At 70.6% G+C, this 25,401-nt stretch carries 30 protein-coding genes and 2 riboswitches; of the genes, 26 read left to right on the top strand and 4 right to left on the bottom strand.

Features of this window, described 5'->3' with window-relative positions:
- The first annotated feature begins 65 nt into the window (after positions 1-65).
- From leuD to bluB, 6 genes are all read left to right on the top strand, one after another.
- Entirely contained in the window at positions 66-671 is a 606-nt protein-coding gene (gene leuD / locus AQY21_RS17690) for a 3-isopropylmalate dehydratase small subunit (protein WP_058098922.1), read from the top strand.
- On the top strand, positions 662-1,714 hold the full coding sequence (locus tag AQY21_RS17695; RefSeq protein ID WP_058098923.1) for an endonuclease/exonuclease/phosphatase family protein: 1,053 nt from the start codon (positions 662-664) through the stop codon (positions 1,712-1,714). The genes leuD and AQY21_RS17695 overlap by 10 nt, the downstream gene beginning before the upstream one ends.
- A 165-nt stretch (positions 1,715-1,879) precedes the next feature.
- Positions 1,880-2,086, top strand: a riboswitch (cobalamin riboswitch).
- Positions 2,087-2,122: 36 nt separating this feature from the next.
- Positions 2,123-2,299 carry a CbtB domain-containing protein gene (locus AQY21_RS17700; RefSeq protein WP_011748804.1) on the top strand — a complete coding sequence of 59 codons (177 nt, stop codon included), beginning with the start codon at positions 2,123-2,125 and terminating at the stop codon, positions 2,297-2,299.
- Entirely contained in the window at positions 2,299-2,997 is a 699-nt protein-coding gene (locus AQY21_RS17705) for a CbtA family protein (RefSeq protein WP_058098924.1), read from the top strand. The genes AQY21_RS17700 and AQY21_RS17705 overlap by 1 nt, the downstream gene beginning before the upstream one ends.
- A 69-nt stretch (positions 2,998-3,066) precedes the next feature.
- Positions 3,067-3,600 (top strand): hypothetical protein, encoded by a 534-nt coding sequence (locus AQY21_RS17710; protein WP_058098925.1) that lies wholly within the window; start codon positions 3,067-3,069, stop codon positions 3,598-3,600.
- Entirely contained in the window at positions 3,600-4,223 is a 624-nt protein-coding gene (gene bluB, locus AQY21_RS17715) for a 5,6-dimethylbenzimidazole synthase (RefSeq protein ID WP_058098926.1), read from the top strand. The genes AQY21_RS17710 and bluB overlap by 1 nt, the downstream gene beginning before the upstream one ends.
- Positions 4,224-4,226: 3 nt before the next feature.
- On the opposite strand, the gene AQY21_RS17720 is transcribed toward bluB, so the two are convergent.
- The gene (locus tag AQY21_RS17720; protein WP_058098927.1) at positions 4,227-4,643 is read right to left on the bottom strand and encodes a DUF1801 domain-containing protein; all 417 of its coding nucleotides are present in this window, start codon (positions 4,641-4,643) and stop codon (positions 4,227-4,229) included.
- Positions 4,644-4,647: 4 nt separating this feature from the next.
- Positions 4,648-5,259 carry a cob(I)yrinic acid a,c-diamide adenosyltransferase gene (cobO, locus tag AQY21_RS17725; RefSeq protein WP_058098928.1) on the bottom strand — a complete coding sequence of 204 codons (612 nt, stop codon included), beginning with the start codon at positions 5,257-5,259 and terminating at the stop codon, positions 4,648-4,650.
- A gap of 37 nt (positions 5,260-5,296) precedes the next feature.
- Positions 5,297-5,498, top strand: a riboswitch (cobalamin riboswitch).
- Between the two features lie 75 nt (positions 5,499-5,573).
- On the opposite strand from cobO, the gene AQY21_RS17730 reads away from it, so the two are divergent.
- The 7 genes from AQY21_RS17730 to cobJ are packed head-to-tail and all read left to right on the top strand — an operon-like array spanning position 5,574 to position 13,456.
- A complete protein-coding gene (locus AQY21_RS17730) occupies positions 5,574-5,927 on the top strand; it encodes a DUF1636 domain-containing protein (protein WP_058098929.1) in 354 nt (117 codons plus the stop codon).
- Between the two features lie 3 nt (positions 5,928-5,930).
- Positions 5,931-6,965 (top strand): cobalamin biosynthesis protein CobW, encoded by a 1,035-nt coding sequence (cobW, locus tag AQY21_RS17735; RefSeq protein WP_058098930.1) that lies wholly within the window; start codon positions 5,931-5,933, stop codon positions 6,963-6,965.
- Positions 6,966-6,967: 2 nt separating this feature from the next.
- The gene (gene cobN / locus AQY21_RS17740; protein WP_058098931.1) at positions 6,968-10,120 is read left to right on the top strand and encodes a cobaltochelatase subunit CobN; all 3,153 of its coding nucleotides are present in this window, start codon (positions 6,968-6,970) and stop codon (positions 10,118-10,120) included.
- Positions 10,117-11,283: a precorrin-3B synthase gene (locus tag AQY21_RS17745; RefSeq protein ID WP_058098932.1), complete on the top strand. Its 1,167-nt coding sequence runs from the start codon at positions 10,117-10,119 to the stop codon at positions 11,281-11,283. The genes cobN and AQY21_RS17745 overlap by 4 nt, the downstream gene beginning before the upstream one ends.
- 54 nt (positions 11,284-11,337) lie before the next feature.
- On the top strand, positions 11,338-11,967 hold the full coding sequence (locus AQY21_RS17750; protein WP_058098933.1) for a precorrin-8X methylmutase: 630 nt from the start codon (positions 11,338-11,340) through the stop codon (positions 11,965-11,967).
- Between the two features lie 2 nt (positions 11,968-11,969).
- Entirely contained in the window at positions 11,970-12,731 is a 762-nt protein-coding gene (locus AQY21_RS17755; RefSeq protein WP_058098934.1) for a precorrin-2 C(20)-methyltransferase, read from the top strand.
- On the top strand, positions 12,728-13,456 hold the full coding sequence (cobJ, locus tag AQY21_RS17760) for a precorrin-3B C(17)-methyltransferase (RefSeq protein WP_058098935.1): 729 nt from the start codon (positions 12,728-12,730) through the stop codon (positions 13,454-13,456). Before AQY21_RS17755 ends, cobJ begins: the two co-directional genes overlap by 4 nt.
- Here cobJ and AQY21_RS17765 read toward each other — a convergent pair.
- On the bottom strand, positions 13,432-14,169 hold the full coding sequence (locus tag AQY21_RS17765; RefSeq protein ID WP_058098936.1) for a cobalt-precorrin-6A reductase: 738 nt from the start codon (positions 14,167-14,169) through the stop codon (positions 13,432-13,434). The genes cobJ and AQY21_RS17765 overlap by 25 nt on opposite strands.
- Between AQY21_RS17765 and cbiE the strand changes: the two genes are divergently transcribed.
- The 9 genes from cbiE to AQY21_RS29070 all read left to right on the top strand — a co-directional run bounded on the left by cbiE (position 14,168) and on the right by AQY21_RS29070 (position 20,483).
- On the top strand, positions 14,168-15,340 hold the full coding sequence (gene cbiE / locus AQY21_RS17770; RefSeq protein WP_058098937.1) for a precorrin-6y C5,15-methyltransferase (decarboxylating) subunit CbiE: 1,173 nt from the start codon (positions 14,168-14,170) through the stop codon (positions 15,338-15,340). The two genes, AQY21_RS17765 and cbiE, sit on opposite strands and share 2 nt — an antisense overlap.
- Positions 15,337-15,687 (top strand): cobalamin biosynthesis protein, encoded by a 351-nt coding sequence (locus tag AQY21_RS17775; RefSeq protein WP_058098964.1) that lies wholly within the window; start codon positions 15,337-15,339, stop codon positions 15,685-15,687. Before cbiE ends, AQY21_RS17775 begins: the two co-directional genes overlap by 4 nt.
- Positions 15,684-16,457, top strand: a complete 774-nt coding sequence (cobM, locus tag AQY21_RS17780) for a precorrin-4 C(11)-methyltransferase (RefSeq protein WP_058098938.1) — start codon at positions 15,684-15,686, stop codon at positions 16,455-16,457. Before AQY21_RS17775 ends, cobM begins: the two co-directional genes overlap by 4 nt.
- The gene (locus tag AQY21_RS17785; protein WP_058098939.1) at positions 16,454-17,746 is read left to right on the top strand and encodes a cobyrinate a,c-diamide synthase; all 1,293 of its coding nucleotides are present in this window, start codon (positions 16,454-16,456) and stop codon (positions 17,744-17,746) included. Before cobM ends, AQY21_RS17785 begins: the two co-directional genes overlap by 4 nt.
- Positions 17,743-18,492 carry a precorrin-6A synthase (deacetylating) gene (gene cobF / locus AQY21_RS17790; protein WP_058098940.1) on the top strand — a complete coding sequence of 250 codons (750 nt, stop codon included), beginning with the start codon at positions 17,743-17,745 and terminating at the stop codon, positions 18,490-18,492. The genes AQY21_RS17785 and cobF overlap by 4 nt, the downstream gene beginning before the upstream one ends.
- Positions 18,477-18,797 (top strand): DUF1636 family protein, encoded by a 321-nt coding sequence (locus AQY21_RS17795; protein ID WP_058098941.1) that lies wholly within the window; start codon positions 18,477-18,479, stop codon positions 18,795-18,797. Before cobF ends, AQY21_RS17795 begins: the two co-directional genes overlap by 16 nt.
- Positions 18,798-19,180: 383 nt before the next feature.
- A complete protein-coding gene (locus tag AQY21_RS17800) occupies positions 19,181-19,636 on the top strand; it encodes a cytochrome c (RefSeq protein WP_058098942.1) in 456 nt (151 codons plus the stop codon).
- Entirely contained in the window at positions 19,636-20,223 is a 588-nt protein-coding gene (locus AQY21_RS17805; protein WP_058098943.1) for a cytochrome b/b6 domain-containing protein, read from the top strand. Before AQY21_RS17800 ends, AQY21_RS17805 begins: the two co-directional genes overlap by 1 nt.
- Positions 20,224-20,327: 104 nt before the next feature.
- On the top strand, positions 20,328-20,483 hold the full coding sequence (locus tag AQY21_RS29070; protein WP_161906053.1) for a hypothetical protein: 156 nt from the start codon (positions 20,328-20,330) through the stop codon (positions 20,481-20,483).
- Positions 20,484-20,513: 30 nt separating this feature from the next.
- On the opposite strand, the gene parC is transcribed toward AQY21_RS29070, so the two are convergent.
- Positions 20,514-22,742, bottom strand: coding sequence for a DNA topoisomerase IV subunit A (gene parC / locus AQY21_RS17810; protein ID WP_058098965.1), 2,229 nt, complete (start codon positions 22,740-22,742; stop codon positions 20,514-20,516).
- Positions 22,743-22,842: 100 nt separating this feature from the next.
- Here parC and AQY21_RS17815 point away from each other — a divergent pair, with 100 nt between their 5' ends.
- From AQY21_RS17815 to AQY21_RS17830, 4 genes are all read left to right on the top strand, one after another.
- The gene (locus AQY21_RS17815) at positions 22,843-23,661 is read left to right on the top strand and encodes an SDR family NAD(P)-dependent oxidoreductase (protein WP_058098944.1); all 819 of its coding nucleotides are present in this window, start codon (positions 22,843-22,845) and stop codon (positions 23,659-23,661) included.
- Between the two features lie 24 nt (positions 23,662-23,685).
- Positions 23,686-23,883: a twin transmembrane helix small protein gene (locus AQY21_RS17820; RefSeq protein WP_058098945.1), complete on the top strand. Its 198-nt coding sequence runs from the start codon at positions 23,686-23,688 to the stop codon at positions 23,881-23,883.
- Between the two features lie 3 nt (positions 23,884-23,886).
- A complete protein-coding gene (locus AQY21_RS17825) occupies positions 23,887-24,459 on the top strand; it encodes a cob(I)yrinic acid a,c-diamide adenosyltransferase (protein WP_058098946.1) in 573 nt (190 codons plus the stop codon).
- A gap of 120 nt (positions 24,460-24,579) precedes the next feature.
- Complete coding sequence (locus AQY21_RS17830; RefSeq protein ID WP_058098947.1) at positions 24,580-25,338, top strand: electron transfer flavoprotein subunit beta/FixA family protein; 759 nt, start codon at positions 24,580-24,582, stop codon at positions 25,336-25,338.
- Positions 25,339-25,401: the final 63 nt, after the last annotated feature.

A 25,401-nucleotide genomic window follows, 5' to 3' on the forward strand; every position in this document is an offset into this window, starting at 1 on the left:
GGCGCCGCCCCGGGTCTCGGTTAACGGGCCGCTGCGGCCCAAGTCAATTCTGCGAGGATCACGACATGGACAAGTTCACCACCCTGACCGGCATCGCGGCACCCATGCCGCTGGTCAATATCGACACCGACATGATCATCCCGAAACAGTTCCTGAAGACGATCCACCGCTCGGGTCTGGGCAAGAACCTGTTCGACGAGATGCGCTATGACGCCCAGGGCAACGAGGTCCCGGATTTCGTGCTGAACCAGCCGGCCTGGCGCGACGCGCAGATCATCGTCGCCGGCGACAATTTCGGCTGCGGCTCGTCGCGCGAGCATGCGCCCTGGGCGCTGCTGGACTTCGGCATCCGCTGCGTGATCTCCACCAGCTTCGCCGATATCTTCTACAACAACTGCTTCAAGAACGGCATCCTGCCCATCGTCATGCCGCAAGAGGTGGTGGACGTGCTGATGGAGGACGCCAAAAAGGGCGCCAATGCCCGCATGACCGTCGATCTGGAGAACCTGACCGTGACCACCTCGGACGGGCAGAGCTTCCCCTTCGAGCTGGACCCGTTCCGCCGCCACTGCCTGCTGAACGGGCTGGACGACATCGGCCTGACCATGGAGAAGGCCAGCGCCATCGACACCTTCGAGGCGCAGATGGCCCAGAGCCGTCCTTGGGTCTGAGGCGCCTTGCCGGGGCGGCGCTGATCGCCGGCCTCGGCCTTGCCGCCCATGCCGACCCCCTGCGGATCGCCACCTACAGCCCCGACCTGTCGCGCGACGGGCCGGGGCTTTTGTTGCGCGACCTGGGCCGCAAGGATGCGCAGATCGCGGCGGTGGTGCAGGTGCTGGCGGAAACCCGGCCCGACATCCTGCTGCTGACGCATTTCGACTGGGACCACGACGGCCGGGCGCTGGACGCCTTTGCCGCAAGGCTGGCCGAGGCCGGGCTGGATTATCCGCACCGCTTCGCCGCCCGGCCGAATTCCGGCATGGCGACGGAGCTCGACCTGAACGCCGACGGGCGGCTGGGCAGCGCCGACGATGCGCAGGGCTTCGGCACCTTCCCGGGCCAGGGCGGCATGGCGATCCTGTCGCGCCACCCCATCGGGCCGGTGACCGACTACACGGATGTCCTGTGGCGCGACCTGCCCGGCCACCTGATGCCGCCGCTGCCCGAGGCGGTGGCGGCGCTGCGCCGCCTGTCCTCGACCGCGCATTGGGACGCCACGATCACCGTGGCGGACCGGCCGCTGCATCTGCTCGCCATGTCCGCGACCCCGCCGGTCTTCGACGGGCCCGAGGACCTGAACGGGCGGCGCAACCATGACGAGCTGGCCTTCTGGCTTCACCACCTGCCCAACGGCCCTTTCGTGCTGGCCGGCAACCTGAACCTCGATCCCTTGGACGGCGAGGGCCGGCCCGAGGCGCTGGCCCGCATCATGGCGCATGTCATCGACCCGCAGCCCCGCAGCCCCGGCGGCGCAGCGGCAAGGGGCGGCGTGAACGACGGCCACAAGGGCGATCCGGCGCTGGATACCGGCGACTGGCCGGACGACAAGCCGCCGGGCAACCTGCGCGTCGATTACGTCCTGCCGGCCCAAGGGCTGACGGTGCTGGACTCGGGGGTGTTCTGGCCGGCCGAGGGGCCGCTGGCCGAGGCCGCGCTGGCAGCTTCCGCGCATCGGCTGGTCTGGGTCGATCTGGACTGGCCGAAAGGGCCGTGATTCGGACAAGCCGCTCGCCGCTCCCCGCCCGCCCGTCCCCGCGCGATCCCCTGGCATCTTCTTCGTTGTCCAAATACCCATGCGACAGCGCCGCCCGTCGCCCGGTCTCCGAGCCCACCCGCAGCGTTCGCCCCGATTCCGCTTGCCGCCGCCGCGGCATCACGGATAACATATGTGTGTATCGGTGCCCCTTTCCGGGGCCAAAAGGGAATGCGGTGCGGTCTCCGGCGTCTCGGGGGCCAAATCCGCAGCCGCCCCCGCGACTGTAAGCGGAGAGCGGGCGCCCATCGTGCCACTGGCCATCCGGCCGGGAAGGCGGGCGTCAGCCGTGACCCGTGAGCCAGGAGACCTGCCGATGCGTGGAACCGCAATGTCGTCGGGTTGGACGACCAAAGGAAAGGGTCGCAGATGACCGCAAAACCCATGACCGCCGCCGGCGCCAGCCGCGCCTCGGTCCTGTTCCCCGCCGTGGCCGCTTTCGCCATCGGCTTCGGGCTGATCTTCATGTCCGGGCTGGTGCAGGCCGAGACCCTGCATGATGCCGCCCATGACGTGCGTCACGCGACCGGCTTCCCCTGCCACTGATGTTCTCGCGCATTCTGACCAGCGGATTGATCGCTGGCGCTGCAACGGGGTTGATTGCCGCCCTGTTGCAGCTTTGGTTCGTGCAGCCCGTGCTGCTGCATGCCGAACTGTATGAATCCGGCCAGCTGGCCCATTTCGGCGCCGAGGTTGTCAGCGCGCATCAGGATCTCGGGCCGTTCGAATGGACCCGCAACATGCTTTCGGTCCTGTTCACCATGCTGGTCTATGCCGGCTACGGGCTGATGCTGGTGGCGCTGATGGCGGTTTCCGAAGCGCAGGGTCATGCGGTCACCGCGCGGCAGGGGCTGCTCTGGGGGCTTGCGGGCTACCTGACCATGCAGCTCGCCCCCGCTTTCGGCCTTGCCCCCGAGGTGCCGGGCGTCGCCGCCGCCGATGTGCAGATCCGCGCCCTCTGGTGGCTGGGCACGGCACTGGCCACCGGCCTCGCGCTGTGGCTGATCGCCTTTGGCAAGGGCTGGGCGGCCTGGGGCGTGGCCATCGTGCTGCTCCTGGCGCCGCATGTGATCGGCGCGCCGCAGCCCGACAGCTATGCCGGCCCGGTCCCGCCCGAGCTTTCGGCCGAGTTCGCCGGCCGCGCGCTGGGTGCCGGAGCCATGGCCTGGGCGATCCTGGGCCTGCTGGCCGGCTGGTTCTGGCAGCGCGAAAGCCAGCGCGCGCCCGTGCCGCAGGCCGCCTGATCGGGGCCGCAACCCTTCCCGCCGGGCGCGCTGCCGTGCCCGGCCTTTTCATGAGCAGGGGAAAACGACATGGATCGCTCGATCCCGATGCTGCTGATCGGCCTGATCTTCGGCGGCGGCATGGGCTTCGTCATCGCTGCCGCCAACGGCATCACGCTGGACGGCCACGACCACGGCGCGCATGGCCATGGCGCGCAGGCCGCGGCGCATGACCACGGCGCGCCCATTGACCTGCCTGCCGGCAGCGTCACCGCCTCGGCCCGGCTGGAGCCGGACAGCGTCGCGGGCTGGAACCTGTTCGTCGAGGCGCAGGGTTTCTGCTTCGCCCCCGAACATGCCGGGCTGGCCGACCGCAAAGGCGAAGGCCACGCGCATCTCTATCTCAACGGCGCCAAGATCGCCCGGCTCTACGGCCCGGCCCATCACCTCGACACGCTCGCGCCCGGCGACCGGCTGCGGGTCGAGCTGAACGCGAACGACCACCGCCCGCTGACCGTCGCCGGCCAGCCGCTCGCCGTCGAGCTGACCGTGCCCGACCGGCCGGTCGGCATCCGCGCCGGGGCCGAGGGCCTGCCCGACAGCGCCATCTGCGCGGCGCCGTGATGGAGTTCGGCCCCGAGGACCAGGCCGCACTGGAGCGCATCCTGCGCTGGCGCCGCGACGTGCGGCATTTCCGCGACGACCCGGTCCCCGAGCCGCTGCTGGACGAGTTGCACGCGGCGATGGAACTGTCGCCCTCGGTCGGCAATGCCCGGCCCTGGCGGGTGATCCGCGTGGAAAGCCCGGCCCTGCGCGCCGAGATCCGCGCCGATTTCCTGCGCTGCAATGCCGAGGCCGCAAACCGCTATCAGGGCCGGCAGCGGCAGGAATACGATGCGCTGAAGCTGGCCGGCCTGGACCATGCGCCCGTCTGGCTGGCCATCTTCACCCGGATCGACCCGACCGAGGGCCACGGCCTGGGCCGCGCCACCATGCCGCAGACCCTGCGGCAATCGACGGCCATGGCGATCCATGCGCTGTGGCTGGCGGCACGGGTGCGCAATCTGGGCCTCGGCATGGTCTCGATCCTCGACCCCGCGCGGGTCACGGCGCTGCTGCAAGTGCCCGAGGATTGGGAGTTCTCGGCGCTCCTCTGCCTCGGCTGGCCCGAATTCACCGACGACACGCCGCTTCTGCACCGCAGCGGCTGGCAGGAAAACACCGCGCGGGACTGGCAGCGGCGCTGAGCCCTACATCTTCTCGCCCGGCAGGCGGCTGGCCTGCCTGACCCAGTCGGCGAACTGGTCCTCGTCGAACGGCCCCTCGGGGATGTGCATGTAGCGCACATCCGGCTGTTTCGAGGCGACCGGCGGCATCGGTTCAAGCTGGGCGCCGCGAAAGAAGCCGATCTTGATGTATTTCGTCATGCAATGGAAGCTGAGGAACCAATGTCCCTCCTCGACCCCGTAAAGGGGCGAGTTCCATTTCACCGCCTTCCTGACCTCCGGAACGGTGCGGGTGATGATCTCGTCCAGCTTCTGGCCGATCTCCTGCTTCCAGCCCGGCATGGCGGCGATATAGGCGCGGACCGGCGCCTCGCCATAGCCCTTGGGGATCTGCGGGTTGCCGCCCGAAAGCAGCTTCGGCTTGTCCTGCGATTTTTCCATGCTCCTAGAACTCCACGCCCGGCTGGGCCTTGATCCCGTCGCGGAACGGGTGCTTGACCTGTTCCATCTCGGTCACAAGATCGGCCAGCGCGATAAGTTCCGACTTGGCGTTGCGCCCGGTCAGCACGACATGGGTCATCGGCGGCTTTTCGTCGCGCAGAAAGGCCAGCACCTCGTCCAGATCCAGGTAGTCATAGCGCAGCGCGATGTTGATCTCGTCCAGCAGCACCATGCGGATCGAGGGATCGCGGATCAGCTGCTTGGCCTTTTCCCAGCCGGCGCGGGCGGCGGCGATGTCGCGCTCGCGGTCCTGGGTTTCCCAGGTAAAGCCCTCGCCCATGGCATGGAACTGGCACAGATCGCCGAAATGCGTGGTCAGCAACCGCCGCTCGCCGGTATCCCAGGCGCCCTTGATGAACTGCACGACGGCGCAGGGCATGCCATGGGCGATGCAGCGCAGGATCATGCCGAAGCCTGACGAGGACTTGCCCTTGCCCTTGCCGGTATGGACGATGACCAAGCCCTTTTCGCCCTGCTTTTCCTGCATCATCCTGTCGCGGGCGGCCTTGATCCGGGCCATCTTTTCGGCATGGCGGGTATTGTCGTCGGTCTGCATCGGGCACTCCTTTGCTTGACAAGTCGGGACCGGGCGCGCACAGACGAAAGGCGCTGGTTCCTGTCCTACGACAGGCGAAGAGGGAATGCGACAGGCAACCGCCTGAAAGCAGCCGCCCCCGCGACCGTGACCGGAAAGGTCGCCCCGAAGCCACTGGCGAAAGCCGGGAAGGCGGGGCGGCCGTGGGCCCAGGCCCGAATCCGCAAGCCGGGAGACCTGCCAGCGCGGGAAGGATTGACCGGCGGACGGGGTGTTCCCGCTGGGGCTTGGGCGCTGGTCCCCTGCCTCGTGCCGCCTTGAGGGATGAAAGGCGCATGACCGTCACGCTGCATGTCTGCATCACCTGCCGCGCCGGCCAGCCCGTCCCCGAGGGCGAGCCGGTGCCCGGCGCGCGGCTGCATGACGCGCTGACCGCCGGAGACCCGCCCGAGGGCGTGCGCATCGTCCCGGTCGAATGCCTGTCCGCCTGCGCCAACGGCGCCGCCATCGCGCTGTCGGCGCCCGGCCGCTGGACCTATGTCTATGGCCGCATGGCCGCCGAGGACGCCCCCGAGATCCTGGCCGGCGCCGCCGCCTATGCCCAGGCCCCCGACGGCATCGTGCCCTGGCGCGAGCGCGTCACGATTTTCCGCAAGCGCAGCCTCGCGCGCATTCCCCCGATTGGATGAGAGATGACCGACCTGACCAAGACCCCCGTGACCGTCATCACCGGCTTTCTCGGCGCCGGCAAGACCACGCTGATCCGCCACCTGATGCTGCACCCGCAGGGCAAGCGGCTGGCGGTGCTGGTCAATGAATTCGGCACCATGGGCGTCGATGGCGAGATCCTGAAAAGCTGCGCCGACGAGAACTGCCCGGCCGAGAACATCATGGAACTGTCGAACGGCTGCATCTGCTGCACGGTCGCCGACGATTTCATCCCGACGCTGGAGCGGCTGATGGCGATGCCCGTCAAGCCCGACCATATCCTGATCGAGACCTCGGGCCTGGCGCTGCCGAAACCCCTGCTCAAGGCCTTCGACTGGCCGGCGATCCGCTCGCGCATCACCGTGGACGGGGTGATCGCGCTGGCCGATGCCGAGGCGGTGGCCGCCGGCCGCTTCGCCCCCGACGAGGAAGCGGTCGAGGCGCAGCGCGCCGCCGACGACAGCCTGGACCACGAAACGCCGCTCTCCGAGGTCTTCGAGGACCAGATCGCCTGCGCCGACATCGTGCTGCTGTCCAAGGCCGACCTGGCCGGCGAGGAGGGGCTGGCCGCCGCCCGCGCGGTGATCGAGGCCGAGGCGCCGCGCAAGCTGCCGATCCTGCCGCTGACCGATGGGGTGATCGACCCGCGCGTGATCCTCGGCCTGGGTGCGGCGGCCGAGGACGACCTCGCCGCCCGCCCCAGCCATCACGACGGCGCCGACGATCATGAACATGACGATTTCGACTCGGTGGTGATCGAGCTGGCCGAGATCGCCGACCCTGCCGAGCTTGCCGCCCGCATCGAGCGGCTGGCCCGCGAGCAGAACATCCTGCGCGTCAAGGGCCATGTCGCCGTCGCCGGCAAGCCCATGCGCCTGTTGGTGCAGGCGGTGGGCGAGCGGGTGCGCCATCAATACGACCGGCCCTGGGGCGACGGCCCCCGCGCCTCGCGCCTTGTCGTGATCGCCGAGCATGACGATATCGACGAGATCGCGATCCGGGCGGTCCTGGCGGCCTGACGATGCACGTCGTCTTCCGCGAAAGCCGTGGGCTCGAGGAAACCGAGGTTCCGACCGACCCCGGCCAAGGCCCTGCCGATCTGGTCGTGCTGTCCTATTCCGACAGCGACCTCGGCGCTTTCGCGGCGGGCTGGCAGCGGGCGGCCGGAGGGCTGCCTGCGCTGCGGCTGTGCAACCTCTCGGCGCTGCGGCACCCGATCTCGGTCGATCAGTATTGCGAGGCGACGCTGTCCGGCGCCCGCGCCGTGCTGGTCCGGCTGATCGGCGGCGAGCCCTATTGGCCCTACGGCACAGCCAGCCTTCAGGATCTGGCCCGACGGCGGGGCATCGCGCTGGCCTTCCTGCCGGCGGACGGCCGCCCCGACCCAACGCTGGACCGCTTTTCCACGCTGCCGGTGCCGCTGCTGCGCCGGCTTGCAGCGCTTTGCGACCAGGGCGGCGCAGTCGCGGCGCAGATGGCGCTGGCGGAACTGGCGCATGCGGCAGGACTGCCCGCCGCCCCTGTCCGTGGCGAGGCCGCGATCCCGGACTTCGGCTTCTACGACCCCGACCGCGGCGTGATCGACCGCCCCGAGCCCGGCGTTCTGGTCAGCTTCTATCGCAGCTACCTGACCGCAGCCGACCTTGCGCCGGTGGATGCGATGATCCGCGCCCTGCGCGGGGTCGGCCTTGCCGCGACCGGGGTCTTCGCGCCCTCGCTGAAAGCGCCGGGCTTCGCCGACTGGCTGGCGCCGCACCTGCCCGGGCTTGCGGCGGTGGTGAACCTGACCGCCTTTTCCGCCCGCGACGATGCGGGCGCGACGCCCTTCGACGGCGCGGATTGCCCGGTCTTTCAGGTGGCGCTGTCCACCGCGCCGCGCACCCTTTGGGTAGCCGAGGAGCGCGGCCTTTCCGCCGCCGATCTGGCCATGCATGTCGTGCTGCCCGAGGTCGATGGCCGCATCTTCCTGGGCGCGATCAGCTTCAAGGAACCGCAGGACCGCGACCCCGACCTGCAATTCGCCCGCGTGATCCATGCCCCCGACCCGGACCGCATCGACGCGGCCGTGGCGCGAATCACGGCCTGGCACCGGCTGCGGCAGGCGGCACGCCGGGCGGTGGTGCTCTCTACCTATCCCGGCAAGGCGCATCAGCTTGCCCATGCGGTGGGGCTGGACGCGCTGGCATCATGCGGCGCGATCCTTGGCATCCCGCATGGCGACCTGGGCCGGCGACTGACGTCCCAGCGCATCGCCTGGCCGCTGGACGATTACCGCGAGGCGCTGGCCACCCTGCCCCAACGCCTGCGCGACGACCTCGCTGCGGCATGGGGCGAGCCGCCGCCCGACGGCTTCCGCTTCGCCGCCATCCGCCACGGCACCGACCTGATCGCCCTGCAACCCGAGCGCGGCGAGGCGAAGACCCGCGCCCACGATTACCACGACCTGACGCGCACCCCGCGCCACGAATACGTCGCCTTCTACCTCTGGCTGCGCGGTCAGGCGGATGTCCTAATCCACATGGGCGCGCATGGCACGCTGGAATGGCTGCCGGGGAAATCCGTGGCCCTGTCCGATGAATGCTGGCCCGAGGCGCTGCTGGCCGACCTGCCCGTGATCTATCCCTTCATCGTCAACGACCCCGGCGAGGCCGCGCAGGCCAAGCGCCGGCTCTCTGCCGTGACGCTGGGCCACCTGCCGCCGCCGCTGGTGGACTCGGGCGTCCCCGAAAACCTGACGCATCTGGAGCGCCTGCTCGACGAATATTCCACCGCCGACGGGCTGGACCCGCGCCGCCGCGACCGGCTGATCCTGGCGATCCGCGACGAGGCCCGCGCCGCCGGGGTCGAGGCCGACCTTGGCCTGCCCCCCGATGCCGCGCCGGCCGAGGCGATCCCGCTGATCGACCGTTTCCTCTGCGACCTCAAGGACAGCCGCTTCGGCGACGGGCTGCATGTCTATGGCACCGCTCCCGGCGAAACCGAGGGCCTGGCCCGCGCGCTGGCCGGCAAGCGGGTGGCACCCGGCCCCTCGGGCTCGCCGGCGCGGGGGCGGCGGGACGTGCTGCCCACCGGGCGCAACCTGTTCGCCGTCGATCCCCGCGCCGTGCCCTCGCGCGCGGCCCATGCCCAGGGGGTGAAGCTGGCCGAGGAGCTGCTGCGCCGCCACCTGCAAGACCACGGCGACTGGCCGCGCGGGCTGATCGTGGACCTGTGGGGCAGCGCCACCATGCGCACGGCGGGCGAGGAATTCGCCATGGCGCTGCATCTGGCCGGTCTCAGCCCCCGCTGGGACGGCGAGTCGGGCCGCGTCGCGGGCATCGAGATCCTGCCCCTGGCCGAGCTGGGCCGGCCGCGGATCGACGTGACGCTGCGGGTCTCGGGCCTGTTCCGCGACATCTTCCCAGGCCTCGCGCAACTGTTCGAGACCGGGGCCGAGGCGCTCTCCGCCCGCGACGAGGCGCCCGGGGACAACCCCTATCGCAGCCGCGCCCCTCGCGTCTTCGGTCCCAAGCCCGGCCTCTACGGCCTCGGCATGACCGACCTGGCCGAGAGTTTCACGGACGAGGCGCGGCAGGCAGCGGGCGAGGCATGGCTTGCCGCCTCCTCCCACGCCATCGGCGCCGATGGCCGGATCACCCACCAGCCGCAGGCGATCCGCGACCGCCTCGCCCGGGCCGATGCCTTCGTCCACGCGCAGGACCTGCCGGAATCCGACCTGCTGCTGGCCGGCGACTATGCCGCGCACGAGGCGGGCTTCGCCGCCGCCATGGCGCGGATCGGCGCTCCCGCACCCGCGCTTTACCACCTGGACGCGACCCGGCCCGAGGCCCCCCGCGCCCGCAGCCTGGCCGAGGAAATCGCCCGCGTCACCCGCGCCCGCGCCGCCAATCCGGCCTGGGCCGACGGCATGATGCGGCACGGCTTCCGCGGCGCGGCCGAGATCGCGGCGACGCTCGACCACATGGCCGCCTTCGCCAACCTGGCCGGCGTGGTGCCCGGCCACCTTTTCGACCTCTATCACGACGCCACGCTGGGGCGGCCCGAGGTCGTCGCCTTCATGCAGCGCGAGAATCCGCAGGCGCTGACGGCGATGCGGGCGATGTTCGCGCGGCTGCTGGAATCGGGCCTCTGGGTCACGCGGCGCAACTCGGTGCTGGCCGAGGCGGCGCCATGACCGGCTTCGCGGTCAAGGGCTGGTGCCCCGGCGCGCTGCGGCCGATGGCATCGGGCGACGGGCTGGTCCTGCGCATCCGGGCCCGGAACGGCCGGCTCACGCCCGACCAGGCCCGTCTGATCGCCGGGCTTTCGGCGCGCCATGGCAACGGGCTGATGGACCTGACCAGCCGCGCCAATCTGCAATTGCGCGGGCTGGATCCCGCCGGCCATGCGGCAAGCGTCGCGGCGCTGGACGGCATCGGCCTGATCGACGACAGCCCCGAGTCCGAAGCGCGGCGCAACGTGATCCTGTCGCCCTTCGCCCCGATGGGCGGCGCGGCCTGGCAGTTGGCCGAAGCCATCGCCCGGGCCATGACCACCCCGGATGCGCCGCAGGTGCCCAACAAGTTCGGCTTCGCCGTCGATGCCAGCCCGCCGGTGCTGGCCGACACGCCCTCGGACATCAGGCTGCACCCGCATGGCCCCGGCTGGCTGATCCTGCCGGACGGCGGGGACTGGGCGCTGGAGGCCGACAACGCCGCCGAGGCCGCCGCCCGCGCCGTCGCCCTGGCGCGCTGGTTCATGCAGGGCGGCGTACAGGAGGGCCGCGGCCGGATGCGCGACCACCTGCGCCGCGCCCCCGCCCCGCCCTCCGGCGCGGCCCCGCTGGCATCTTCTCTGTTGTCCAAATACCCATGCGACCGCGCCGCCGGAACCGCCGGCGCCACCTCGCCCAGCCCCGGCCCGGCGCCGAACGGCTGGCTGCTGGGCTTTGCCTTCGGCCAGATCACGCCCCAGCAGCTGACCGCCGCCGCCGCGATCGGCGCCTTGCGCCTGACCCCCTGGCGCGCATTGCTGATCGAGGGCGCGAGCCATCCGCGCATCGAGGGCGCCATCCTCGACCCCGACGACCCGCTCCTGCGCAGCCATGCCTGCACCGGCGCGCCCGGCTGCCCGCAGGCGCTGGCCGATGTCCGCGCCCTGGCCCGCAGCCTCGCCCCGCGCCTCGCCCCCGGCCAAAGCCTGCATGTCAGCGGCTGCGCCAAGGGCTGCGCGCATCGCGGCGCCGCCTCGGTCACGCTGGTCGCCACCGCGCCCGACCGCTTCGACCTGATCCGGGGCGGCGGCACGCGCGATCCCGCCGCGCAATGCGGGCTCGCGCCGCACCGCATCCCGCTCTGACCTTGCCCGACCCCCGCTTGCATGAGATAGCCGCAGAAATCCCAGGGAACCCCGATGCTGCACCAATACGAAACCGACGGCGCCCGGATCTATGCGCAGTCCTTCGCCACCATCCGGGCCGAGGCCGAGCTCGCCCGCTTCACCGCCGAGGAAGAGCCGGTCGTCGTGCGCATGATCCATGCCGCCGGGCTGGTGGGGCTGGAACGCGACATGGCATTCTCGCCCGGCATGGCCACAGCGGCGCGCCAGGCGCTGGAGGATGGCGCGCCGATCCTCTGCGATGCGCGCATGGTCAGCGAGGGCATCACCCGTGCCCGCCTGCCCGCCGCGAACCGGGTCATCTGCACGCTGAACGACCCCCGCGTGCCGGATCTCGCGGCCCGGATGGGCAACACGCGCAGCGCCGCCGCGCTGGAGCTGTGGCGCGACGACCTGGACGGCGCCGTGGTCGCCATTGGCAACGCGCCGACGGCGCTGTTCCACCTGCTCAACATGCTCCGCGATCCGGCCTGCCCGCGCCCGGCCGCGATCATCGGCTGCCCGGTGGGCTTCGTCGGGGCGGCGGAATCCAAGGCGGCGCTGATGGACGACCTGCCCGCGCCGGCGCTGGTGGTGCGCGGGCGGCTGGGCGGCTCGGCCATCACCGTCGCCGCCGTCAACGCCCTCGCCAGCCGGAAGGAATAGCCATGGGCCCCCAAACCGGAAAGATCATCTGCGCCGGCCTCGGCCCCGGCGATCCCGACCTGATCTCGGTCCGCGCCGACCGCGCCATCCGCAATGCGCGGCAGATCGCCTATTTCCGCAAGAAGGGCCGGGCCGGACAGGCCCGCCGCATCGTCGCCGAGATGCTGGCGCCGGAGGTGGTCGAGCACGCGATGGAATATCCGGTCACGACCGAGATTCCCTTCGACAGCCCGGAATACAACCGGCTGCTTGCGGGTTTCTACGACGACTGGACAATGCGTCTGGCCGCCCTGGCCGCCGATAGCGACGTGGTGGTGCTGTGCGAGGGCGACCCGCTGTTCTACGGCTCGTTCATGCATCTGCATGCCCGGCTGCAAGGCATTGTCCCGGTCGAGATCATCCCCGGCATTCCCGGCATGACCGGCTGCTGGAACGCCATCGGCCAGCCGATGACCTGGGGCGACGACGCCATGACCGTGCTGATGGGCACCCTGCCCGAGGCCGAGCTGGCCCGCCACATGCGCGCCGCCGACGCGGTGGTGGTGATGAAGACCGGCCGCAACCTGCCCAAGATCGCCCGCGCGCTGGCCTCGGCCGGGCGCATGGCCGATGCCTGGCTGGTCGAGCGCGGCACCATGCCGAACCAGCGCGTGACGCCGCTGGCGCAGGCCGACCTGGATGCCTGCCCCTATTTCGCCACCGTGCTTGTGCATGGCAACGGCCGCCGACCGCTGTCCGATTCTGCGGCGGATGCCGCGGAATGAGCGGCTGGGTCGCGGTGGCGGGCCTTGGGCCGGGCGCGGAGGATCTGGTCACGCCCGAGGTGCAGGCGGCGCTGGCCGAGGCCACCGATGTCGTGGGCTACATCCCCTATGTCGCCCGCGTCGCCCCGCGCGAGGGGCTGGCGCTGCACCCCTCGGACAACCGCGTCGAGCTGGACCGCGCGCGCTTCGCGCTGGACCTGGCGGCGCGGGGGCAGCGGGTCGTGGTGGTCTCCTCGGGCGATCCGGGGGTCTTTGCCATGGCCTCGGCGCTGTTCGAGGCGCTGGAGGGGCGCGACAGGACGCCCGATATCCGCATCCTGCCCGGCATCACCGCCATGCTGGCCGCCAGCGCCCGGCTGGGCGCGCCGCTGGGCCATGACTTCTGCGCCATCAACCTGTCGGACAATCTCAAGCCCTGGGCGCTGATCGAAAAGCGCCTGCGACTGGCGGCCGAGGCGGATTTCGCCATGGCCTTCTACAACCCGCGCTCGAAGGCCCGGCCCGAAGGCTTCGCCCGCGTGCTGGAGATCCTGCGCGAGGCTTGCGGCCCCGAGCGGCTGATCTCATTCGCCCGCGCCATCTCGACCCCGGACGAGGCGCTGAGCACCGTCACCCTGGCCGAAGCCTGCCCCGAGATGGCCGACATGCGCACCGTGGTCATCCTCGGCAACAGCGCCACCCGCCGGGTCGGCGCCTGGGTCTATACGCCGCGATCCGCGCCATGAAGCCAGGCCATCACCTCGGCCGGCGTGGCGACGACGCGGCGCAGCGGCAGCGCGGGCCGGTCGATCATCACCACCGGCAGGCCAAGGGCGCGGGCGGCGGCCAGCTTGGCCTGGGCGGCCTGACCCCCGGCATTCTTGGCGACGACATGGGCGATGGCGTGCCGCCGCATCAGCGCCATGTCGCCCGCGACGGTGAACGGCCCGCGCGAGACGATCAGCGTCGCATCGCGCAGGGGATGCGCCGCCACCTCGGCAAAGCGCAGCATCCAGCTGTGGTTCAGCCCGACGAAAGGTTGCAGGTTCTGCCGCCCGATGGCCAGGAACACCGCCGAACCGTCGCCGGGCAGCGCCCTGGCGGCGGCGGCGTAATCGGGAACGTGCAGCCAGCGGTCTCCGGGCTGCGCGGCCCAGGGCGGGCGCTCCAGCGCGATCAGCGGCGTGCCGGTGGCCGTGCAGGCGGCGACGGCATTGCGGCTCATGCCCGCGGCAAAGGGGTGGGTGGCGTCGATGACATGGGTGATGCGCTCGGCCCGCAGATAGTCCACCAGCCCCTCGGTCCCGCCGAAGCCGCCGATGCGCATGGGCAGCGGCTGCGCCATCGGCTTCCTGGTGCGGCCGGCATAGGAATAGACCGCGTCCAGCCCGGCCTCGGCCAGCGCGCGGGCCATGGCCCCCGCCTCGGTGGTGCCGCCCAGCAGAAGGATGCGCGTCATGCCTGATCCCTGGCTTTCCATCATCGGTCTGGGCGAGGATGGCCCCGCCGGCCTGCCGCCTGCAAGCCGCGATGCGCTGGATCGGGCGGAAATCGTCTTCGGCGCCCCCCGGCATCTGGGACTAGCGGGGATCGCAGGGCCGCGGGGCCGGGAATGGCCGGTGCCTTTCGATCTGGCCCCGCTGCTGGCCCTGCGCGGGCAAGGCGTGGCGGCGCTGGTCTCGGGCGATCCGTTCTGGCACGGCGCCGGCGGCAGCATCGCCGCCGTGCTGCAAGCGGGCGAATGGCGGGCCTTTCCCGCGCCGGGCACCTTTTCGCTGGCCGCCGCAAGGCTGGGCTGGCGGCTGGAAGAGGTCGCTTGCCTTGGCCTGCACGCCGCGCCCCTGGCCCGGCTGCGCCCGGTAATGGCGCGGGGCGCGCGGGCGATCTGCCTGCTGCGCGACGGCGCCGCGCCCGCGCAACTGGCCGAATGGCTGGTAGCGCATGGGCTGGGCGCGACGCGCATGGTGGTGCTGGAGGCGCTTGGCGGCCCGCGCGAACGCATCCGCGAGGCGCGCGCCGACGGCTTCGCGCTGGACTGCATCGCGCCGGTGGCGGTGGCGCTGGATGGATCGGACCTGCCGCAAGGCGCCGGCCTGCCGCGCGGCTTCGGCCTGCCCGACGACAGCTTCGCCCATGACGGCCAGATCACCAGGCGCGCCATCCGGGCGGTGACTCTGGCGGCGCTGGGACCGCGCGCGGGCGAGATGCTCTGGGACATCGGCGGCGGCTCGGGCTCGGTCAGCGTGGAATGGTGCCTGAACGGCGGCCGGGCCGTGACCATCGAGCCCCGCACCGACAGGCTCGCCAATATCGCCGCGAATATCGAGGCGTTCGGGCTGGCAGGCCGGATGCGCGCCGTCCAAGGCGCGGCCCCCGAGGCACTACACGATCTGCCGCCGCCCGACGCCATCTTCATCGGCGGCGGCGCCAGCACCGCGCTGATCGACGCCCTGCCCCCCGCCCGTCTGGTCGCGAACGCGGTCACGCTGGAGACCGAGGCGCTGCTGATCGCGCTCCACGCCGCGCGTGGCGGCAGCCTGACCCGGATCGCGCTGGAGGAAGCCGCCCCCCTGGGCCGGATGCGCGGCTGGACCCCCGCGCGCGGCGTCACACAATGGAGCTGGCCATGAGGGTCGCGGGCATCGGCTTTCGGCAGGCGGCAAGCCTCGCCTCGCTGGCCGACGCGCTGGCCCGCGCCGGTTCGGCGGATGCGCTGGCGACCAGCCCGGCCAAGGCGGATGCGCCGGTGATGCGGGCGCTGGCCGCGCAGACCGGCCTGCCGCTGATCGCGGTCGAGGTCGCCGGCATCGCCACCCCCACCCGATCGCCGCGCATCCTGGCGCGCCACGGCACCGGCTCGCTGGCCGAAGCCGCCGCCCTGGCCGCGCTCGGCCCCGGCGCGCGCATCGTCGCGCCGCGCGTCATCTCGCAAGACGGCACGGCCACCGCCGCCATCGCAGAAGGAGACCCCGCATGACCGTCCATTTCATCGGCGCCGGCCCCGGCGCGGCCGACCTCATCACCCTGCGCGGCCGCGACCTGATCGCATCCTGCCCGGTCTGCCTCTATGCCGGCTCGCTGGTGCCTCAGGCGCTGCTCAGCCATTGCCCGCCCGGCGCGCGGATCGTGAACACCGCGCCCATGGACCTCGACCAGATCATCGCCGAGATCGCCGCCGCGCATCAGGCAGGCCAGGACGTGGCGCGGCTGCATTCGGGCGACCTGTCGGTCTGGTCGGCAATGGGCGAGCAGTTGCGGCGGCTGCGCGACCTCGGCATCCCCTATGACGTGACCCCCGGCGTGCCGTCATTCGCCGCCGCCGCCGCGGCGCTGGGGGCGGAACTGACCCTGCCGGGCATCGCGCAATCGGTGGTGCTGACCCGGACCTCGGGCCGCGCCTCCTCGATGCCCGAGGGCGAGACCTTGGCCAATTTCGCCGCCACCGGCGCGACGCTGGCCATCCACCTGTCGGTGCATGTGCTGGACCGCGTGCAGGCGGAGCTGGCGCCGCATTACGGCGCCGATTGCCCGGTTGCCGTGGTGTTCCGCGCCAGTTGGCCCGACCAGCGCATTCACCGCGCCACGCTGGCCACGCTGGACCCCGCCATCGGCGCGGGTGAGCGCACGGCCCTGATCCTTGTCGGAAGGGCGCTGGCGGCCGAGGGCTTCGACGAAAGCCGGCTCTATGCCGGCGACTACGACCGCCGCTTCCGCCCCGTCGGCACCGCGCCGAGGTTCCCGGAATGACTCGCGGCCTGATCGTCAGCGCGCCGGCCTCGGGTTCCGGCAAGACCACGGTCACGCTGGGGCTGATCGCCGCCCTGCGGGCGCGCGGTCTGGTGGTGCAGCCCTTCAAAAGCGGGCCGGATTATATCGACCCCGCCTTTCACCGCGCCGCGGCGGGGCGGGAGTCCTTCAACCTGGACAGCTGGGCCATGGGCCGGGCGCAGATCGCGCAGCTGATCGGCGCGGCGGACGGCGCGGATATCGCGCTGGCCGAGGGCTCGATGGGGCTGTTCGACGGCGTAGCGCGCGCGGGCGGCTGCGGCAATGGCGCCAGCGCCGACATCGCCGCGCTGACCGGCTGGCCGGTGCTGCTGGTCATGGACTGCAAGGGGCAGGCCCAATCCGCCGCTGCCGTGGCGCTGGGGTTTCGCGAGATGCGCCGCGACGTGCATCTGGCGGGGGTGGTGCTGAACCGCGTCGCCTCGCCCCGGCACGAGGCGCTGATGCGGCAGGCGTTCGACCAGCTTGCGATCCCGGTCCTGGGCGTGCTGCCGCGCGAGGCGGGGATCGAGCTGCCCGAGCGCCACCTGGGCCTGGTGCAAGCGCAGGAACATGCCGCGCTGGAGGCGCTGCTGACGGCGGCGGGCGAGGCGGCGGCGCGGCATCTGGACCTTGACGCCATCATCGCGGCGGCTTCTGGCGGGATCGCGACCGAGCCGTTTCGCCCGCTGCCGCCCCCGGCCGAACGCATCGCGCTGGCGCAGGACGATGCGTTTTCCTTCGTCTATCCGCATCTCATTGCCGGATGGCGCGCGGCGGGGGCGACGATCCTGCCGTTTTCGCCCTTGGCCGATCAGGCGCCGGACGACAGCGCCGGGACCTGCTGGCTGCCGGGCGGCTATCCCGAACTGCATGCGGGCCGGCTGGCGGGCGCCGATCGCTTCCGCCAGGGGCTGCGGCACTTTGCCGAGACCCGCCCGGTGCATGGCGAATGCGGCGGCTACATGGCGATGGGCGCCGGGCTGGTCGATGCCCAGGGCACACGCCACGAAATGGTCGGGCTCTTGGGGCTGGAGACCAGCTATGAAAAGCGCCGGATGCACCTGGGCTATCGCCGCGCCGAGCCGCTGGCCGGGCTCTATCGCCAGCCGCTGGCCGGGCACGAGTTCCACTATGCCACCATCCTGGCCCAGCCCGACGAACCGCTGGCCCGCGTCGCGGACGCCAATGGCGATGCGGTGCCCGAGACCGGCTCGCGCCGCGGCCACGCCACCGGCACCTTCTTCCACCTGATCGGAGAGGCGCCATGATCGAGCTTGCGCTGATCGGCATCGGCACCGGCAGCCCCGGTCACCTGACGCGCGAGGCCGTCGCCGCCATGGCGGATGCCGACCTGATCCTGATCCCCGCCAAGGGCGAGGACAAGGCGGATCTGGCCGATCTGCGCCGCGCGCTTTGCCAGCATGTGCTGGTCAGCCCGCCGCCGCTCGCCGTCTTCGACATGCCGATGCGCGATGTGACCGAGGGCTACCGTCAGGGCGTCGAGGCCTGGCACGACGCCATCGCCGCCCGTTGGGAACAGGTGATCCGCGCCCATGGCGCCATCCGCCCGGCGCTGCTGGTCTGGGGCGACCCCTCGCTTTACGACAGCACGCTGCGCATCGCGGAACGGGTGGCGCGGCACCTGCCGCTGCATCTGCGGGTGGTCCCCGGCATCACCGCGATCCAGGCGCTTTGCGCCGCCCATGCCATTCCGCTGAATGCGGTCGCCGCGCCGGTGCTGATCACCACCGGCCGCCAGATCCGCGATCACGGCTGGCCAGGGGCGGTGGACCGGCTGGTCGTGATGCTGGACGGCGAATGCTCGTTCCAGAGCCTCGACGCGCGGGATCTGCATATCTGGTGGGGCGCCTTCCTGGGCATGCCGAACCAGATCCTGATCCAGGGTCCGCTGCCCGAGGTCGCCGGCCGCATCCTCGAGACCCGCGCCCGCGCACGGGCCGAACATGGCTGGATCATGGACGTCTATCTGCTGGACCGATGCCGGTCACGCTGACCCTGCCGCCGGGCCCCGAGGCCGAGGCATTGGTCGGGGCGCTGGCCGAGGCGCTGCGCGCGCTTGGCCCGGACATCGCCCTGCGCCGTGCCACGCTGCGGGCGCGGGACGCCCGGCCGCTGCTGATGGCGCTGCAAGCCCCGGGGCGCGGCGCCTATCTGTTCCACGACCTGCGCCCCGAGGATGCCGGCGACGTGGCGGCGACGATCCGCGCCTATCTGGCGGCGCCGGACGGCTGGATCCGCGACGCCCGGCCCTGCGGCCGGCTGCGCTTCTGTCTGAAGCTGCGCGTGCCGGCGGGCTGAAAAAAACCGCCGTCCATGCCCACGCGGAGGGAGGAGACGCGGCATGAACGGCGGCCACTGCCATGAAAACCCCGTGCGGCTCGGGGTGACGGGAATACAGCCCCGTCCGCTTCAGCTTGCGCTTGCTGCCCGGCCTGGCGCAAGCGCCGCGTGACCCGCAGCCCCCCCGACAGAGATTTTTTGCCCAAATCCTCGCCACCAAGGCAGGCCGGCGGCGAAAAAACCGCTGGCAGGCGAACCGGAACCGCGAAGAAAATCCCGACAGACCGGGGGTTTTCACGAAAATGGCATCGCCCGCCGCGTTGGCAGATCAGGCGGGCTGTGCAACTCTCATCCGGCGCGAACCCGATTGCAGCCATACGCCACATGAAAGGAACGACGACATGCGCCTGATTCTCACTGCCGCCGCCCTTGCCGCGGTTCCGCTTGCCAGCCTGGCCCAGGACGATCCGGTCGCACAGGCCGTCGAGGCCCGCCACGGCTTCTATCAGATGCTGGCGATCAACATGGGCACGCTTTCCGGCATGGCCAAGGGCGAGATCGCCTATGACGAGGCCGCCGCCAGCCGCGCCGCCGCCAATATCGAGGCGCTGACGCAATACGACCTGCCCAGCCTGTTCATCGAGGGCAGCAGTTCGGCCGATGCCGATGACAGCGCCGCCAAGCCCGACATCTGGAACAACCCGGACGAGTTCGGGACGAAGTTCGCCGGGCTGCAAGCGGCGGCCACCGGCGTCTCGGGGGCAGTCAAGGGCGGCGCGGAGAATGTCGGGCCGGTCGTCGGCAAGCTGGGCGAAGCCTGCAAGGCCTGCCACGACGTCTTCCGCGAGAAAAGCTGATGGCCGGGCGCGGCCCGGTGCGCGAGGTCCGGCTTTGGGACCCGCTGCTGCGCGCGTTCCACTGGCTGCTGACCTTCTTCGTGATCGCCGGATGGTGCCTCGGCCAGTTCGGCCCGGCCCGGATGACGCTGCATTTCTGGTGCGGCTATGTCGTGGCGGGGCTGCTGGTGTTCCGCCTGATCTGGGGCTTCGTCGGTCCGCCGCCGGCCCGGTTCTCGCATTTCATCCGGGGGCCGGGCGCCATTGCGGGCTACATGCGCGGCATGTTCCTGCGCCAGCCCAGCCATTGGCCGGGCCACAACCCGCTGGGGGCGCTGTCGGTGATCGCCATGCTGGCGGTGCTGGCGGCGCAGGTCACCAGCGGGCTGATCTCGGACCCCGACGACTACATCAATGTCGGGCCGCTGGCCTCCTATGTCAGCAGCGCCACGCGATCCAAGGCAGTGGGCTGGCACAATCTGGGTGCCAGCCTGATCCTGGTCCTGGTGCTGCTGCATGTCGCAATGATCCTGTTCTATCGCTTCTGGAAGCGCGAGGACCTGGTGCGGCCGATGATTACCGGCCGCAAACAGGTTCGTGAAGACTGAGGCCGCGGAATTGATCGAATCGCCCCCGCATGTCAGGCTGAAAACGTGCCGAGGCCTGCGCTCAGGCGGGTCCGGCATGCCTGAACCGCACGAAGGAGCCGATGATGATCAGCAAGACCGTCGCCCTCGCGCTTGCACTTTCGATGGCGGCAGTTCCCGCGCTTGCGGACTGCCCCGGCCATAAGAAAGTCTCCAGCGACCAAACGGCGGCGACCACGCCGACCGAAAGCCCGGCCCCCGCGCCGAGCGTGGACAGCTAGTGAAAAGGGCGGGACCAGACCCGCCCTTTCTCAATTGAACCTGTTGTCGCGCGGGAAGCCGCGCGGCGCCATATAGCCTGCGCCCGCCCGCTTGCCGAGCCATTCGGACAGGTCCGGTTCGCTGCGGGTGCGGCCACCGGTTTCCTGCCAGCGCAGCCCCTCGGCCAGGGTGATGCAGATCGCGTCCGACAGCCCGCCATCCTTGTATTTCTGCAAGCGCACGCCCTTGCCGCGCGCCATTTCCGGCAGTTCGGACAGCGGAAACACCAGCAGCTTGCGGTTCTCGCCGACCACGGCGACATGATCGCCGGTGACGCGGCGGCACAGCGCCGCCTCGCCGTTCAGCACCTGCTTGCCGGCGCGGGTCTGCGCCAGGATATCGGCCCCAGCGACGATGAACCCGTCCCCGGCCTTCGAGGCGACCAGATAACGCTCGCCCTCGCGCCAGGGGAACATGTCGATCACCGCGGCATCGTTGGGCAGGTCGATCATCAGCCGCAACGGCTCGCCCATGCCCCGCCCGCCGGGCAGGTTGTTCGCCGGCAGGGTATAGAAGCGGCCATTGGCGGCAAAGACCATCAGCTTGTCGGTCGTCTCGGCATGGAGCGCCATGAAGGGGCCGTCGCCATCCTTGAACTTGATCTCGGCATCCAGCGGCTGGTGGCCCTTCATGGCGCGGATCCAGCCCATCTTCGACAGGATCACGGTGATCGGCTCGCGCTCGATCATCGCATCCATGTCGATCTCGGCCACCTCGCCCGCTTCGCCGATCTCGGTGCGGCGCTGGCCGCCGGGGGCGGACTTGCCGAACTTGGCCCGGGTCTCGCGCAGTTCCTCGGCGATCCTGGCCCATTGCGCGCCCTCGTCGGCCAGCATGGCCGCCAGGCCCTCGCGCTCGGCGGTCAGCTTCTCGTGCTCGGCCCGCAGCTCGATTTCCTCGAGCTTGCGCAGCGCACGCAGGCGCATGTTCAGGATCGCCTCGACCTGCACCTCGGACAGCCGGAACTCGGCCATCATCACCGCCTTCGGGTCTTCCTCGTGACGGATGATCTCGATCACCCGGTCGAGGTTCAGGAAGGCGATCATGTAGCCCTCCAGCACCTCCAGCCGCGCCGCGATCTTGTCCAGCCGGTGGTTCGAGCGCCGCACCAGCACCTCGCGCCGGTGGTCGAGGAAAGCGCGCAGCACCTCCTTGAGCGAGCAGACCTTGGGCACCCGGCCGTCGATCAGCACGTTCATGTTCAGGCCGAAGCGCACCTCCAGGTCGCTGACCCGGAACAGCGCCGCCATCAGTTGCTCGGGGTCCACGGCGCGGGTGCGCGGCTCCAGCACGATGCGGATGTCCTCGGCCGATTCGTCGCGGACATCGGCCAGGATCGGCACCTTCTTCAGCTGGATCACCTCGGCCAGCCGCTCGATCAGCTTGGATTTCTGCACCTGATAGGGGATCTCGGTGACGACCACCTGCCACTGGCCGCGGCCCAGATCCTCGACCGACCAGCGCGCCCGCAGCCGCAGGCTGCCGCGGCCGGTGCGGTAGGCCTCGGCGATGGTCTCGCGCGATTCGACCAGCACGCCGCCGGTCGGGAAATCCGGGCCGGGGATGATGCTGACCAGCGTGTCGTCGCGGGCATCCGGCGCCTTGATCAGGTGCAGGCAGGCGTCGATCACCTCGTGCAGGTTATGCGGCGGCACGTTGGTCGCCATGCCGACCGCGATGCCCGAGGCACCGTTGCAGAGCAGGTTCGGAAAGGCCGCCGGCAGCACGATGGGCTCTTCCAGCGTGCCGTCGTAGTTCGGGCGGAAATCCACCGCATTCTCGGCCAGCCCCTCCATCAGCGCCTCGGCGGCTGCGGTCAGCCGGGCCTCGGTGTAGCGGCTGGCGGCGGGGTTGTCGCCGTCGATATTGCCGAAATTGCCCTGCCCGTCCACCAGCGGGTAGCGCATGGCGAAGGGCTGCGCGAGCCGCGCCATGGCGTCGTAGATCGCGGCATCGCCATGCGGATGATAGTTGCCCATCACGTCGCCGCTGATCTTGGCCGATTTGCGGAAGGCGCCGGTCGGGCTCAGCCGCAATTCGCGCATGGCGAACAGGATGCGGCGATGCACCGGCTTCAGCCCGTCGCGCGCATCGGGCAGCGCCCGGTTCATGATGGTGCTGAGCGCATAGGTCAGGTAACGCTCGCCGATGGCACGCGACAGCGGCTCGGAGCTGGTCTGATCCGCGTTGGGATCGGGAATGTTCGGGTCGTCGGACATGGCCGATTGAATAGGCCCGCGCGCCGCCCCGGTCCAGCCGGAAATGCGCGGCTTGCGCAAGGCCCGGCCTTGACGCAGAACCGCCGGCAAGGAGGCGCGCATGAAGACCGTTCTGATCACCGGCTGTTCCTCGGGCATCGGGCTGGACGCGGCGCGGCACATGCGCGGGCGCGGCTGGCGCGTCATCGCCACCTGCCGCAAGCCCGAGGATATCGCGGCCCGCCGCGCCGAGGGCTTCGACACCCTGCCGCTGGAGCTGGGCTGCGAGGACAGCGTGGCGCGCTGCGCCGAAGCCGCGCTGGCGCTGGGGCGCATCGACGCGCTGGTCAACAATGCCGCCTTCGCCATCCCCGGCGCCGCCGAGGACCTGCCGCGCGGCGCGCTGCGGGCAATCTTCGAGGCGAACCTGTTCGGCACCCATGACCTGACCCGCCGGCTGCTGCCGCATTTCCGCGCCCATGGTGGGCGGGTGGTGAACATCAGCTCGGTCCTGGGCCTGGTCGGCATCCCCTGGCGCGGCGCCTATGTGGCGACGAAATTCGCGCTGGAGGGGCTGACCGACGTGCTGCGCGTCGAGATGGCCGATACCGGGGTGAAATTCATCCTGATCGAGCCCGGCCCCATCGGCACGAAGATCCGCCAGAACTCCATCCCGCATTTCGAGGCTTGGATCGACTGGCAATCCAGCCCGCGCGCCGAGCAATACCGCCGCACGCTGCTGAAACGCCTCTACGAGCCGGCGGCGAAGAAGGACCGCTTCGAGTTGCCGCCCGCGGCGGTCAGCGCCCGCATCGCCCAGGCGCTGGAAAGCCCGAGGCCCCGCCCGCGCTATTACGTCACCACGCCGACCCATGTCTCGGGCATCGGGCGGCGGCTTCTTTCCACGCGCGCTCTGGACTGGTTCGCGCGCCGCAGCTAGGCTTCGCGCCGAAAGGGCCCGCCCATGCATGACAAATTCCTGTTCTACCTGCTCGCGATCTGCTGCCTTGCGGTGGTGGTGATCCTGGCCACCGGCATCGGCGGCTTCGCGCGCGGCGGCGAGTTCAACCGCAAGCACGGCAACCGCATGATGCGCTGGCGCATCATCGCCCAGGCCATCGCCATCGCGGTATTCCTGCTTTATCTCTGGCTCAGGAGCTAGCCGATGGTCGTGCTGAACAAGATCTATACCCGCACCGGCGACAAGGGCGAGACGGCGCTGTCGAACGGCGAGCGTGTGCCCAAGCATTCCCTGCGGGTCGAGGCCTATGGCACGGTGGACGAACTCAACGCCACGCTGGGCCTTGCCCGCCTGCATGCCACGGGCGAGATCGCGGCGCGCATCGCGGTGATCCAGAACGATCTTTTCGACCTCGGCGCCGACCTGTCGCGCCCGCGCATGGACGAGGATGCCGAAGCGCCCTATCCGGTGCTGCGCATCATCGACGCCCAGGTCGAGCGGCTGGAATCGGAAATCGACGCGATGAATGCCGGGCTTTCGGCCCTGCGCAGCTTCATCCTGCCCGGCGGCTCGGCGCTATCGGCGCATCTGCACCTGTCGCGCACCGTGGCGCGACGGGCCGAACGCGCCGCCGTGGCGCTGGCGGCTGCCGAGGATGCGAATCCGGCCGCGGTGAAATATCTCAACCGCCTGTCGGACTGGCTGTTCGTGGCGGGGCGCGTGGCCAATGAAAACGGCGCGCAGGATATCCTGTGGGTGCCAGGAGCCAGCCGTTAGCGACAACATGACGGAATGGAAATGTTACGACGCGTTACGGTCGTTTTTTCCCTGTCATTGCCGCCGACGGCCCGCTAACAAACCCTCCGAACAGGTGACGCAACCAAAGGGGAGAGGCCGATGAAGGTTCTCGTGCCAGTGAAGCGCGTGATCGACTACAACGTGAAGGCGCGCGTGAAGAGCGACGGGTCTGGTGTCGATCTGGCGAATGTGAAGATGTCGATGAACCCGTTCGACGAGATCGCGGTGGAGGAGGCGATCCGTCTGAAGGAGAAGGGCCAGGCCGAAGAGATCATCGCGGTCTCGATCGGCGTCAAGCAGGCGGCCGAGACGCTGCGCACCGCCTTGGCCATGGGCGCCGACCGGGCGATCCTGGTCGTGGCTGCGGACGACGTGCAGCAGGACATCGAGCCCTTGGCGGTGGCGAAGATCCTCGCCGCGGTGGCCAAGGCCGAGGGCACCGAGCTCATCATCGCCGGCAAGCAGGCCATCGACAACGACATGAACGCCACCGGCCAGATGCTGGCGGCGCTGCTCGGCTGGGCGCAGGCCACCTTCGCCAGCAAGGTCGAGATCGAGGGCGGCAAAGCGAAAGTCACCCGCGAGGTCGACGGCGGCCTCCAGACCATCGAGGTCGCGCTGCCGGCGGTGGTCACCGCCGACCTGCGCCTGAACGAGCCGCGCTATGCCTCGCTGCCGAACATCATGAAGGCCAAGAAGAAGCCGCTCGATGAAAAGACCGCCGCCGATTACGGCGTCGACGTCGCGCCGCGGCTCGAGGTGGTCTCGGTGCGCGAGCCCGAGGGCCGCAAGGCCGGCATCAAGGTGGGCTCGGTGGACGAGCTGGTGGGCAAGCTGAAAGAAGCGGGGGTGATCTGATGGCTGTTCTGCTGCTTGGGGAAGTCACGAACGGGGCGCTGAACCGCGACGCGACGGCGAAGG

This window comes from Paracoccus sp. MKU1, from assembly GCF_001447385.1.
In the GTDB taxonomy this organism is placed as follows: domain Bacteria; phylum Pseudomonadota; class Alphaproteobacteria; order Rhodobacterales; family Rhodobacteraceae; genus Paracoccus.

Bases quoted from the DNA above. Each gene is read 5' to 3' on its own strand.
- AQY21_RS17730 (WP_058098929.1), top strand. From the start codon at position 5,574: ATGACCGTCACGCTGCATGTCTGCATCACCTGCCGCGCCGGCCAGCCC.
- AQY21_RS17800 (WP_058098942.1), top strand. From the start codon at position 19,181: ATGCGCCTGATTCTCACTGCCGCCGCCCTTGCCGCGGTTCCGCTTGCC.
- AQY21_RS17750 (WP_058098933.1), top strand. From the start codon at position 11,338: ATGCTGCACCAATACGAAACCGACGGCGCCCGGATCTATGCGCAGTCC.
- AQY21_RS17765 (WP_058098936.1), bottom strand. From the start codon at position 14,169: ATGACGCGCATCCTTCTGCTGGGCGGCACCACCGAGGCGGGGGCCATG.
- AQY21_RS17775 (WP_058098964.1), top strand. From the start codon at position 15,337: ATGAGGGTCGCGGGCATCGGCTTTCGGCAGGCGGCAAGCCTCGCCTCG.
- cobN (WP_058098931.1), top strand. From the start codon at position 6,968: ATGCACGTCGTCTTCCGCGAAAGCCGTGGGCTCGAGGAAACCGAGGTT.
- AQY21_RS17805 (WP_058098943.1), top strand. From the start codon at position 19,636: ATGGCCGGGCGCGGCCCGGTGCGCGAGGTCCGGCTTTGGGACCCGCTG.
- AQY21_RS29070 (WP_161906053.1), top strand. From the start codon at position 20,328: ATGATCAGCAAGACCGTCGCCCTCGCGCTTGCACTTTCGATGGCGGCA.
- AQY21_RS17720 (WP_058098927.1), bottom strand. From the start codon at position 4,643: ATGGAAAAATCGCAGGACAAGCCGAAGCTGCTTTCGGGCGGCAACCCG.
- leuD (WP_058098922.1), top strand. From the start codon at position 66: ATGGACAAGTTCACCACCCTGACCGGCATCGCGGCACCCATGCCGCTG.
- AQY21_RS17755 (WP_058098934.1), top strand. From the start codon at position 11,970: ATGGGCCCCCAAACCGGAAAGATCATCTGCGCCGGCCTCGGCCCCGGC.
- AQY21_RS17700 (WP_011748804.1), top strand. From the start codon at position 2,123: ATGACCGCAAAACCCATGACCGCCGCCGGCGCCAGCCGCGCCTCGGTC.
- AQY21_RS17745 (WP_058098932.1), top strand. From the start codon at position 10,117: ATGACCGGCTTCGCGGTCAAGGGCTGGTGCCCCGGCGCGCTGCGGCCG.
- cobW (WP_058098930.1), top strand. From the start codon at position 5,931: ATGACCGACCTGACCAAGACCCCCGTGACCGTCATCACCGGCTTTCTC.
- AQY21_RS17710 (WP_058098925.1), top strand. From the start codon at position 3,067: ATGGATCGCTCGATCCCGATGCTGCTGATCGGCCTGATCTTCGGCGGC.
- AQY21_RS17815 (WP_058098944.1), top strand. From the start codon at position 22,843: ATGAAGACCGTTCTGATCACCGGCTGTTCCTCGGGCATCGGGCTGGAC.
- cobF (WP_058098940.1), top strand. From the start codon at position 17,743: ATGATCGAGCTTGCGCTGATCGGCATCGGCACCGGCAGCCCCGGTCAC.
- cobM (WP_058098938.1), top strand. From the start codon at position 15,684: ATGACCGTCCATTTCATCGGCGCCGGCCCCGGCGCGGCCGACCTCATC.
- AQY21_RS17795 (WP_058098941.1), top strand. From the start codon at position 18,477: ATGCCGGTCACGCTGACCCTGCCGCCGGGCCCCGAGGCCGAGGCATTG.
- cobO (WP_058098928.1), bottom strand. From the start codon at position 5,259: ATGCAGACCGACGACAATACCCGCCATGCCGAAAAGATGGCCCGGATC.
- cobJ (WP_058098935.1), top strand. From the start codon at position 12,728: ATGAGCGGCTGGGTCGCGGTGGCGGGCCTTGGGCCGGGCGCGGAGGAT.
- cbiE (WP_058098937.1), top strand. From the start codon at position 14,168: ATGCCTGATCCCTGGCTTTCCATCATCGGTCTGGGCGAGGATGGCCCC.
- parC (WP_058098965.1), bottom strand. From the start codon at position 22,742: ATGTCCGACGACCCGAACATTCCCGATCCCAACGCGGATCAGACCAGC.
- AQY21_RS17785 (WP_058098939.1), top strand. From the start codon at position 16,454: ATGACTCGCGGCCTGATCGTCAGCGCGCCGGCCTCGGGTTCCGGCAAG.
- AQY21_RS17705 (WP_058098924.1), top strand. From the start codon at position 2,299: ATGTTCTCGCGCATTCTGACCAGCGGATTGATCGCTGGCGCTGCAACG.
- AQY21_RS17830 (WP_058098947.1), top strand. From the start codon at position 24,580: ATGAAGGTTCTCGTGCCAGTGAAGCGCGTGATCGACTACAACGTGAAG.
- AQY21_RS17820 (WP_058098945.1), top strand. From the start codon at position 23,686: ATGCATGACAAATTCCTGTTCTACCTGCTCGCGATCTGCTGCCTTGCG.
- AQY21_RS17825 (WP_058098946.1), top strand. From the start codon at position 23,887: ATGGTCGTGCTGAACAAGATCTATACCCGCACCGGCGACAAGGGCGAG.
- bluB (WP_058098926.1), top strand. From the start codon at position 3,600: ATGGAGTTCGGCCCCGAGGACCAGGCCGCACTGGAGCGCATCCTGCGC.